General features: G+C 39.6%; 7 protein-coding genes. 1 reads left to right on the top strand and 6 read right to left on the bottom strand.

The annotated features are described in order from the left end of the window. Positions 1-169 precede the first annotated feature (169 nt). Both F7R24_RS04525 and F7R24_RS04520 read right to left on the bottom strand, forming a co-directional pair. Entirely contained in the window at positions 170-1342 is a 1173-nt protein-coding gene (locus tag F7R24_RS04525) for a MerR family transcriptional regulator (RefSeq protein WP_240775979.1), read from the bottom strand. Positions 1343-1441: 99 nt separating this feature from the next. After that, complete coding sequence (locus tag F7R24_RS04520) at positions 1442-3685, bottom strand: sensor domain-containing protein (RefSeq protein ID WP_151670051.1); 2244 nt, start codon at positions 3683-3685, stop codon at positions 1442-1444. A gap of 65 nt (positions 3686-3750) precedes the next feature. Between F7R24_RS04520 and F7R24_RS04515 the strand changes: the two genes are divergently transcribed. Beyond that, on the top strand, positions 3751-4569 hold the full coding sequence (locus F7R24_RS04515; RefSeq protein ID WP_151670050.1) for an ABC transporter substrate-binding protein: 819 nt from the start codon (positions 3751-3753) through the stop codon (positions 4567-4569). Positions 4570-5067: 498 nt separating this feature from the next. On the opposite strand, the gene F7R24_RS04510 is transcribed toward F7R24_RS04515, so the two are convergent. From F7R24_RS04510 to F7R24_RS04495, 4 genes are read right to left on the bottom strand one after another with little or no spacing between them, the layout of a single operon-like run. Then, complete coding sequence (locus F7R24_RS04510; RefSeq protein ID WP_151670049.1) at positions 5068-6624, bottom strand: hypothetical protein; 1557 nt, start codon at positions 6622-6624, stop codon at positions 5068-5070. Then, positions 6621-7556, bottom strand: coding sequence for a TniB family NTP-binding protein (locus tag F7R24_RS04505; protein WP_168926776.1), 936 nt, complete (start codon positions 7554-7556; stop codon positions 6621-6623). Before F7R24_RS04505 ends, F7R24_RS04510 begins: the two co-directional genes overlap by 4 nt. Continuing rightward, entirely contained in the window at positions 7543-9498 is a 1956-nt protein-coding gene (locus F7R24_RS04500) for a DDE-type integrase/transposase/recombinase (RefSeq protein ID WP_151670047.1), read from the bottom strand. Before F7R24_RS04500 ends, F7R24_RS04505 begins: the two co-directional genes overlap by 14 nt. Next, entirely contained in the window at positions 9495-10094 is a 600-nt protein-coding gene (locus F7R24_RS04495) for a TnsA endonuclease N-terminal domain-containing protein (RefSeq protein ID WP_151670046.1), read from the bottom strand. Before F7R24_RS04495 ends, F7R24_RS04500 begins: the two co-directional genes overlap by 4 nt. Positions 10095-10181 lie beyond the last annotated feature (87 nt).

The following is a 10181-nucleotide window of genomic DNA, read 5'->3' as shown; positions in this document are numbered from 1 at the left end:
AATGATGACGGGGACTTCTAAGTACTGAGTGACGCAGAAAACAACCAGAGTAGCGTAACCTCTAATACCAGTTATTTGCTGCAAAAAAACTGCGGCATATAACTGCGGTTTTTAACCAGCGTTAACAACAGTAGGTCGTTTTTTGGGAAATGTAAAGAAATCAGATCCGCTAACAGACCTTCAGTACAAACATCTCATAACCAAACTCACCAAGATGCGTCTTGTAAAAGGCAACTTCACGTGCAAGATCTTGCAGAGCTGTCGAATTAGGCAAGGTCTTTTTCAGTTCGTTAACTCTTTGATTCACTGGCAAGTAGTAATCAAGCCAAGCTTGATCACTTAAAGTGAAGTGAGCAAGTACCTCAAAACCAGACAGTCTCATTTGCTCAATTCTTTTAGCAACAGTCTGCATGTCAGGATATTCCTGTTGCCAAAAATCAACTGATGCTTGGCTAGGCGACTCTGTCAACCAGACTAAATCGCTGAGGACCAGACAACCCTGCGGTTGCAACAGTGTCTTCCACTGCTTCAGCGCATTCTCGACACCCATAATGTAAGCCGACCCTTCCGCCCAGATCAGATCAAAGCTTTCGGGTGAGTAGGGTAGTTCCGTCATACTGGCGCACTGAGTTGAGACGCGATCCTTAAAGCCTTGTTCAATTAACCTGTTTTCAAGCTGCTTAAGGGCAGTGGGTTCATTATCTAAGGCGATTATGTTTGCTTCGGTATGTTCAGCAAGTAGTGTGGTTGAGAGCCCTTTACCACAGCCAATATCTAGTACCTTCTTAGGCATGCTTGGTAGCAGTGTTAAGGCCCTCAAGCTATCTTCTTTAGTCCCAGGTCCCCAACGATCTAAAGAGTGGTATACCTGCATAAAATCAGCCATGTATTGATCGTGTTCGTTCATATCTTTGGACAACCATTTTAAATAAAAAGCGTGTTTTTCATCAAAGCCTTGCTGCTTCAACCAATCGAAATGCGCATCGGGCGCCAGCTGGTTGGCAAGTATATGCCATTGACGCATAGAACCAAGCCCAGTTAACGCCTCTAACAACTCGCGTGCTTTCTGCTTTTGTACGATCTGTGCATCGAGTTGCTGTAGACGGTTTTTAAGCATTACCTGATCGATTTTAGCTTCCAAGCAGGACTGACACTCTTTCAAAGTCAGCCCACCAGCTTGTAACTGCTTTAATAAACGTAATATTTGCAGGTCCTTATCGCTATAAATTCGATAGCCATTCGCCTGCCTTTTGGATGCAATGAGTTTTTGCTTTTCGTAATACAGCAGGGTGGTTCGAGACAACCCAACCAACTCTGCAAGTTCTGAAATAAGATAGGACAAGGTATACCTCTCTTTATGAGTGATGTAAGAAAGATAAACCATGGAGCTGTAGACAGGTCAAGCGATATGAAATGAACTAGGAATTAATTCCATCGCAGGTTAACGAGACACAACATTATCACCATGCTGATAAATGACGTATTTGTTTTTTCCTGAAGACTTTGCTTTGTACATTGCTTGGTCAGCTTGATGAAGTAGTTTCTTAACGTCTCCTTGTTCAACTTGTGGATACACGGTTGCACCAATACTTGCTGAAACATTAATTTTAGTTAAATCTTTGGTGTAAAAATCACTTGTTGAAGAGGTAATCATTCGATCAAGAATGATATGAATGTCATTTAAATCGTTAAAATCAGTTATTAGAGCAACAAACTCATCACCACCAAAACGCGCTAGTGTATCAGAATCACGCAGATTGCTACTTAGCTCCTTGGATATAAATATTAATAGATTATCACCTTCATTATGTCCGAAGGAATCATTAACCTGCTTGAAACCATCTAAATCAATAAACGCCAAGCACATTAATCTCTTATGTCTATCGCATTGTGAAATGGATTTTTCCAGCCTATCCATTAGCAATCTTCGATTGGGTAGACCAGTTAATAAATCATAGTAAGCTAAATACTTTAGCTTTTCTTCTTGAGTTTTCTCTATTGTAATATCTGTAAACATAGAGACATAATGTAAAACGTTATTACTTTCATCTCTTACTGTCGTAATTGTCAAATACTCAACAAAAATTTCACCATTTTTTCTTCTATTCCTAATTTCACCATGCCAGTGACCATCATTAATGATTGAAGCCCACATCTGATTATAGAAAGAGGCGCTATGATATCCTGAGTTTAAAATCCTCGGTGTTTTACCAATAACTTCATTTGCCTCATAACCAGTAATTTTTGTAAATGAGGTATTTACGTCCAGTATTTTACCATCACACGAACACAACATAATGGCCTCTTGCGCGTGTGAAAAAACCGTTGCGAGCTGACTTAACTTTAAATTTTTCTCTTCTAACTGTTTTAGAAAACTTTTTCGCTCAGTGACATCATTCATGATGCCAATGTAATGTGTCACATTTCCATTATCATCCTTGATGGACGCAACTTTGGTATCAACATGAATATCATCACCATGACTATTTCGATTGATGAGCTCTCCTTGCCAGTCATAGCCAAGATCAATGGAGTTTCTTAAATCATCCATTACAGAGATATCTGTTTTGCCACTTGAAAGCACTTTTGGATTTTTTCCTAATAAAAAATCTAAAGAAAATCCAAATAAACTAAATGTAAAAGGATTGGCATAAGTGATCCTTTGTTCTGGATCAGTAAGTATTATCGATGTATTAGCATTATCGATTGCCTTCGCTAGTAAATTAACCTCATCCTGAATTAAGGTTCTTTTGTTAAACTCTTTCAATAAAAGAAATGCTAAAACCACTTGGGCAAATGCAAACAGAATAAGCATTATAAACATACCGATATTATTAAAAAACCACGTTTTTAATATGTCAGCATAAGAAATACTTAGAGATACGATAATAGGGTAACGGGTAGATTGTATAAGCGAATGGGCTGCTGATTTATAACCGATTAGCGCAGTATTATAACCTGAGTCTATAAACTGGTTTAGAGGTTTGTTGGAGCAAGGACTACAAGAAACACTATGCAGATTATTGTTTAATATATCATGAACAGTAAAGCCTATAGGAAATTTAAAGTTACCATTATCTTTATTTAAAAAAATATCATCAAAATAATTTGGATTTAAAGCAAATATTACCCAAAAATAATTATCTTTATCTGAGTGTCCTTTTAATCCTGTAACAAGCATAGAATGCTGGTGAGCAGTATCATTAGTTGATACAGGAAGAAATCGGCCATTTACTTTAGATAGAAAATCTAGACCAGATGTAGCTTTAAAAGCATTAGATGTATCAAAATTAATTACCGAAAAATTGAAATTCTCACCAGTGCTTCGACCTGAACTGTCGAAAACAATTTCATCATTATGGGTAATAATAATCTGCCTGATATGAGATGAAAAAGCTAGTATTGACTGAATATCGAGAGTTAAAGAAACAGAAAGATTAAATTCATCCGATTCATTATTGTGAAACTCACGCTCAAAAGAATTTCGGACAGAAACAACTGAAGACTCTACAGACTGCAATGTTCTTGTAAAACTTTTTTCTAGCAAAGCATTTTGGAACGACATTGAGTCGTAAAGTTGTCGCTTAGCATGATTGAAGCTAAACCCAAGACTCACTATCATTACCATAATGATGATTAAAGAGATCAAAAAAGCATAACGGGTATGTTTTTTATTTAGGGGCATTTAATCAACTACGGTTCTTATAAAGTTTATAACGTTAATTTTAAACGATATTTAGAGATATGTACATGATAACAAAGTGTAAGAAATTCATAATTACAGTTGCCACCTGTTCACTTTCTTCATTTGCCATGGGGGAGCAAAATAACAACCAACGTGACAGACTAGACACTATCCTGTCTTCACATGTGATGAGGGTTTGCATCTGGCCTGACTATTACAGGATATCTTTCAGAAACCCTAGGACCTTTGAGCTTGAAGGCATTGATATTGATATGGCTCATGCACTCGCCAGTCACTTAAATGTTGACCTCGAATTTATTGATAGCTCTTTTGCAGAGTTAGCAAAAAACATTACCGAGGATCGATGTGATATTGCTATGCACGGAGTAGGGGTACGAGATGATAGAAAACCCCATATGGACTTCACACAACCTCACTTGAGAAGTGGAATATATGCAGTTGCCAGAACAAACAACCAGCAAATTCAACAGTGGAGTGATATAGATCAACCAGGAAACATCGTGGTGGTTCAAAAGGGCACTTACATGGAACCTGTGATGAAAGACAAGCTGCAACAAGCAGAATTATCAGTTGTCGATACTTTCATGGGACGAGAACAAGAGGTGCTTTCAGGTAGAGCGGATGTTTTCATGACAGATTACCCATATGGGCTAAGAATGGCACACCTAACGGACTGGGCAAATCTCATCACACCACCGCAGCCATTTGCTCTAACTGACTATGCCTACGCAGTCCCTAAAAATGAAGAACGATGGTTAGAAGCAGTTAATCAGTTCATAGAGAAAGTGAAGGAAGATGGAACGCTTGCTCGATTTGCAGCAAAGCACGAGCTTGAGCCAATAGTTGTACTCACCAATAATTAACACATCTTTAAGGGTTTAATAGGTAATTCGTTAAGCCCTTATCCATTCTCTAGGTCCTGAATATCATCTTAAAATCCCACAGGATAATTTTCATTCTTGCCTTAGCAGGGCCTTAGCCCGCAGATTCCGTGGTCATCACGATTGTAACAAGGGTGATATCGATATCACCGTAAATTACAATTTACTCAATTGTAATTTCCAGTTCAGCTATAAATTACGCCTATAATTAAAACAATGGGTTAGCTGAATGTTTACAAATTTGAGTGATGCCAGTTTCCACTACATATCTGAATTTTCTATCAGATTTCCGATAGATTAAAAATTCTGGCATTTGCCATGCAGTCGATCATTTGGGCGTTTTGTTGGCTTGATAGATAGAATTAAAATATGGTTAAAATATTAATCTAATCCTAAGTCGTACGGCGCAGATTGTCAATCAGCAAGCCGCTTGAAAGGTAGGTAGTGAAATAACGATAGTGATGAGGCAGGTGAGCTGGATCAGTTTCCAGCCACCAAGGAGTAGGATTCAGAGTTACGGTATGCAAAGCTATCGACGTTAGCCATGATAAAGCGATAAACAGATTGCCCTTCAAAGTAGATTCTTTGTGCACGTTCGCCGCGTGTTGTAATCAATACCCCATCATTGGCATGTTTCAGCAAAACTCGCCAATGTAGACCTGTCATTCTGCAAACTTCGAGTTGATCGATAGGTGACTGGCACTTTATCTTAAGCCGAAGTTTTAACCAATCAGTGTACTCGGTATCTTTAACATATAGAGGGTTGATTCCACTACCCGGCTTCCTGTAAACCGATATCAGCCCTTTAGCTGAATCTCTTACTAACTGTATAACATCACCACCATATGTAGCCAAACGAGGACATAGAGCCGTTACGCATGTAAGAGCAGCTTCATTTTGAACATACTTAATGGGGTCGACCAGCGCTTTGATTTGTCTGACGTCATACCTGTAACGAACAACGTGAGCGTCGGAGAACACGGGTTCTATTCCAAGTAAATCAATAAGTTCGTAAGATGCCTTGCGATGAAAATTTATCCATCTTTCCATGCATCCTTTATCGTCAATATCGGGATTAATAAAATCGATATTTAGCAACTTAACTAGTGTCTTGGCGTCTACCAACCACCTAATAACATCCTTATCGTATTTTTTAGCAATAAAGTGAGGTAGGGCATCAGAGCACTCAGATTTCCATTCATCATTAATGTATTGAAACGTATCAGAAAGTTCAATTTTATCCAGCATTAGTCCTGCATAGGCATTAAACCTTCCATAGGTTTTTGCCTTGCATACTTTCGGGACCGAGTGCTGAAACTCATAAATTAAATCTGCTCTTCTGAAGTAGCTATCAAGATCAGACAGCTTACCAGCGTAGAAAGGTACAGGCAGGTGAAGCATCAGGTCATTTGGACGCATTGCACGTATTAAAAACTTCCCGACTTCTAACTTCCATTTTTTCAGCTCATCCGACAAAACTCCAAACTGACCTGAAATTTCCATCCACTCATGCTGGATCAAGCCAATCCTCGAAGTCTCATGCTCTATTTCTGTCCATTTAAAACTGCATTGATGACAGCACTTATACAAGTCGCGATGCCAACTTAAGGCTGAATTGCAATTTGGACAGCATTCCATCACTTTAGTGTCATGCAAGGTACAGACTCGCATCGGTATGTTGTCAAAGCAGGAGTGAATATAGCCATGAGTACTGAGACATTCATGGCAAATACGGGGAGAATCCAGCCGCCAATCTTGCAATGACTGATCAAAAACCATTCCTTTATTTAGAACGACATGCTGGTGTTGGTCGACTAGCATCTGATAAATTCGTTTAGCATCCAACCCAGTAGAAGAGGCAATAGCATCGCAGAGTGGTCTTAACGCAAAAAATCGAACATTGGAGCGTTTCAATGGCCACTTTTCATATGCAATACATTTCCAAACATCAGCAAATCCATTGTCGGTACTGAGTCGCCATAGATAGCCTAAAACCGATTCCTGATGAAGTGGATAGAAAACAACTGGTAAGCTCATTTAGCCCTCCCTAGTTCTCGCTTCACAATTTGGCTGCTCGCTTCAAACGGATTGCACTTTGGATTTAAGGGATCAGCACGGCAGAACTCAAAGGCGAACTTGAGATCCTCCATTGTAATACCCTTAGAGCTATCAGACATGTTTATAGCAGTCTCAATAATTGCAGTTATAACTCCAATACGCCCTCGCGATGCAAGCAAAAAGCGCTCAAGCATTTCGTCAGTATTAAGCTTAATACATGGTATTCCACAGTTTTTTTGGCAAGCTCCTAATACCCTTTGAAACTTCTCACTGCTTTCCATGTCGTCTAAGCTGAGGTTAAATAGTCGTGTAGAGGCGGCAAACCGACGCTGAAGTTCAGGATGGTTCTCCAGTACTGTTAGCGCGGTAAGTGTTCCTGCCAACACAAAAGGGATTTTCGTTAAGTCCATGAGATTTTTAAGAAGATCCCCCAAAGACTCCAGATTTTTCTTGCCATTTCTGCTCGCTAAATGATGGAACTCATCAAGCAATACAAGCTCGACTCCACGGTTCTTAAGTAAAGTGATTGCACGTCTCTCAAGATCGTTCACCGTTTCTCTTAAGTTTGGCGTAATTCCAAGTTCAACACACAGATTAAATAAAAACGAACGTTTGCCAGAGTCAGCCTGAAGTCGAATAAGAAGAACAGGATACTTGCCTCGAACAGGCTTTATATCCAGACCATTTTCAGTGCAGTAAAGCTCTCTGTAATACTCCAAAATCGTCGTTTTTCCTACACCGGTTTCGCCAACAAACATCATTCCACGCGGCACGAAGCCACGTGTCGCATGAATCATATTAATATTTTGCAAAGCGCTCTTGAAACCCGGATGAACTATACGTTTTTCTAGAAAAGCAATGGATTCAGGCTTACGTTGTGGCTGTAAATTGATTAAATTAGACGCTTTCATAGAAATCCTCCATGTCGTCGCTGGGCTGGTCATCATTATCTGAATTAATTTGGGGTAACTCGGTTGTTCGCTCAAAAAACTCAGCGTCATGCATTTGCTTGACCAGAGCGGTCTGCTCTTCGATTGCTGCGAGATTTACGCGACGGTTATTTGCTTTAGCTTTGGGGATTGGTTTTTGTTTGTTAGCAAGTTGGTGTTCAGGTACTTCATCAATTGGCACATGCTTGCCAGCACTGGGCTGCATTAGTGAAAGCCGGGAAGTTTGCTGAACCTTGTACTCAAAGAGGCTTTTGCCCTTTAGCTGTTCAAATTTCCCTTTGGCTGGAACTATAACCTTGATGCCAACATTGTTGATTAATACAGTAATAGAGCTAATGTCTTCTTCATCAAACAACACTGAGCAAGGAACAGGGTATACAAGACCGTGCTCTATAATCAGCGCATCTAGCTCATTTGACTGATAAGTGATTCCTTTTACATCAACCCCTTGACGTTGTAACTTGCGTGGCTCCATTATTCCTTTGTTATACTCGAACTGGTCGGCGTTAGCAGGGACATTGCTAGGCACAAATCGAGCTTCATCACACCACACCATGTAGGGTGTTAAGTTACCTGATGAATTTTCATTAAGTCCCATATGTGGGCGTTGATGGTAGTCATCAACAACGTATCTAGTAAGTATCTTGCGGAATTGTGAAAGCGTCAGGCATGCTGCATCTTTCATGTTAATGTCGATTTCTTTTTGGTCTGTACGTTTGCCAACATATCCTTTGAGCGTAGAACATAGCTGTGAACGCAACGTTCTAAAAAAACGCTCGATAAATGGCTTCTTCCACGGTTTTCTGACTTCGGTTTTCACATTTGTGATATGTAACTGTGACAAAAATGCTGATACTTGGTTAGAGCTGAAGCCCGTTCCAGAGTCGGATACCAATGTGCTTGGGATACCAAACATAGGCCAATCATTATGACAATTCGCATTTGAACAATCCTTAGCTTTTAATAGCTGGTGATATAGATGCAGAACAGAGCTTGATCGCTCACCACCACCGACTTGCACATGTAAGCCTAAAATAGCTCTTGAATAACAATCAATCGCTGCATATACGATTGGCGCACCAAGATAATTTCCCTCTTCATCTAGGAGACCAATATTGATAGTGACTGCGTCGACTTCGACCCTTTCAAGTATCTGATCTAACTTAAATTTTTGTACAGCCTTGCGACGTAGCAAATTGCGTTCTCGGTTGGAGAGCTTTTTGGCTTTGTCACTAGGCGTCAAAAGTAAATAATTAGACCAGTTGTAAAACTGGGATTGCGAAATCATTTTTTCATCTACCAGTGGACTTGACTCATCTTCACGACGCTTATTAAAGCGTGATCGCATAATTTCGTAACACCGCCGAAGAGTCAGAGCACCTGTGCTTTTCAAATAAAAATCATCCATAACCTCGCGAAAAAGATCGATCATTGGCTGACTCGCACGAATAGAAGAGGGCTTTTGTACTGACGACACAACTGCAAGGACATTTCGTTTTGCTGAAACATATCTTTTGTAGTAGCTGTAAAGTGTGCTTGGGCTTGGTGGTTGACGATAGCTACGCTGCCGCATAGAGACCATGCGAATAACACGCTCTCTGATTTTTAATGAACCGGGACTATCTTCTCGGTCTAATGCCGTCAAGTAGGGTTGCCAGTACTCCACTTTTTCATGGTCAGTTATGCTTAAGGTGGGTGCTATTAGCGCAGCAGGGCGTGTATCGCCGAAAGTAAGCCAGCCTGATTCTATCTGCTCTGTTAATTGCATTTCAGTCATTGGAAAGGGGAAGCCCTGCGAATTGACAACAATAAATGAGTCATCTATGCGAGCTATTGTCGCTTGATCACCATTTAGAAAGCACTTGCGCATTGAACCCTGTTCAATATCTATACATTTATTCACCACAACACCTCCAATTTAGGTCCAATTTTTACATTACATTGGTATGATATTTCGCCTCTTGCCATTGCTGAATATAAGCTTGATATTTGTGATTTACTTAGACCTTTATTAAATAAATGTTCTAATGTTCCACTAAAACATGGAATAGTGTCTTTAATTAATAAATGATCGAAATGTTTATAGCGGTGTAAAAACATGACGTTCTTAGCTTGATGACTTAATGTATCCACAAGAGCAACATGAAAAGAAGTACCTATTCGCTCGAAGCAACTCCTTAAATACTGAAACTTTTCAAGTTCATCACTGGATGCATTATAGTGACTCCCTTTGACTTCAATGTAACTAGATAGTCCATTTTTATCAACAACATGGAAGTCAGGAGTGTATCTTCTTTTCTTGTTATTAAGCTCCAATTCGAAACTTTGTGGTTGACTTTCGAAAAAGGCAACAGATGGTCGTTGATCCAGCAACATTGCATAAATCATTTCAGAAAAACTCTCTATGAAAATAGGCTTTCCTGACTTAATAGATGTGTATGTAATAGTTGGCTTAACCTTTGATGTTTTCATTAGTGGTCGAAGTTTCATTTCTTGCATAGTGTTTTATCCTCAGTTATTTTTGCTCTCTAAGATAATACAGTGGCCGAACTGGAGAAAAGCGGACACACAATTGCAAAAAAATTC

Origin of the sequence: Nitrincola schmidtii (genome assembly GCF_008973715.1) — a bacterium.
Taxonomy (GTDB): Bacteria; Pseudomonadota; Gammaproteobacteria; order Pseudomonadales; family Balneatricaceae; genus Nitrincola; species Nitrincola schmidtii.
This window is presented reverse-complemented; position numbering and strand designations above follow the sequence as displayed.

Excerpts from the sequence above, each read along its gene's own strand:
- F7R24_RS04520 (WP_151670051.1), bottom strand. The coding sequence starts at position 3,685 with ATGCCCCTAAATAAAAAACATACCCGTTATGCTTTTTTGATCTCTTTA.
- F7R24_RS04505 (WP_168926776.1), bottom strand. The coding sequence starts at position 7,556 with ATGAAAGCGTCTAATTTAATCAATTTACAGCCACAACGTAAGCCTGAA.
- F7R24_RS04495 (WP_151670046.1), bottom strand. The coding sequence starts at position 10,094 with ATGCAAGAAATGAAACTTCGACCACTAATGAAAACATCAAAGGTTAAG.
- F7R24_RS04515 (WP_151670050.1), top strand. The coding sequence starts at position 3,751 with ATGATAACAAAGTGTAAGAAATTCATAATTACAGTTGCCACCTGTTCA.
- F7R24_RS04510 (WP_151670049.1), bottom strand. The coding sequence starts at position 6,624 with ATGAGCTTACCAGTTGTTTTCTATCCACTTCATCAGGAATCGGTTTTA.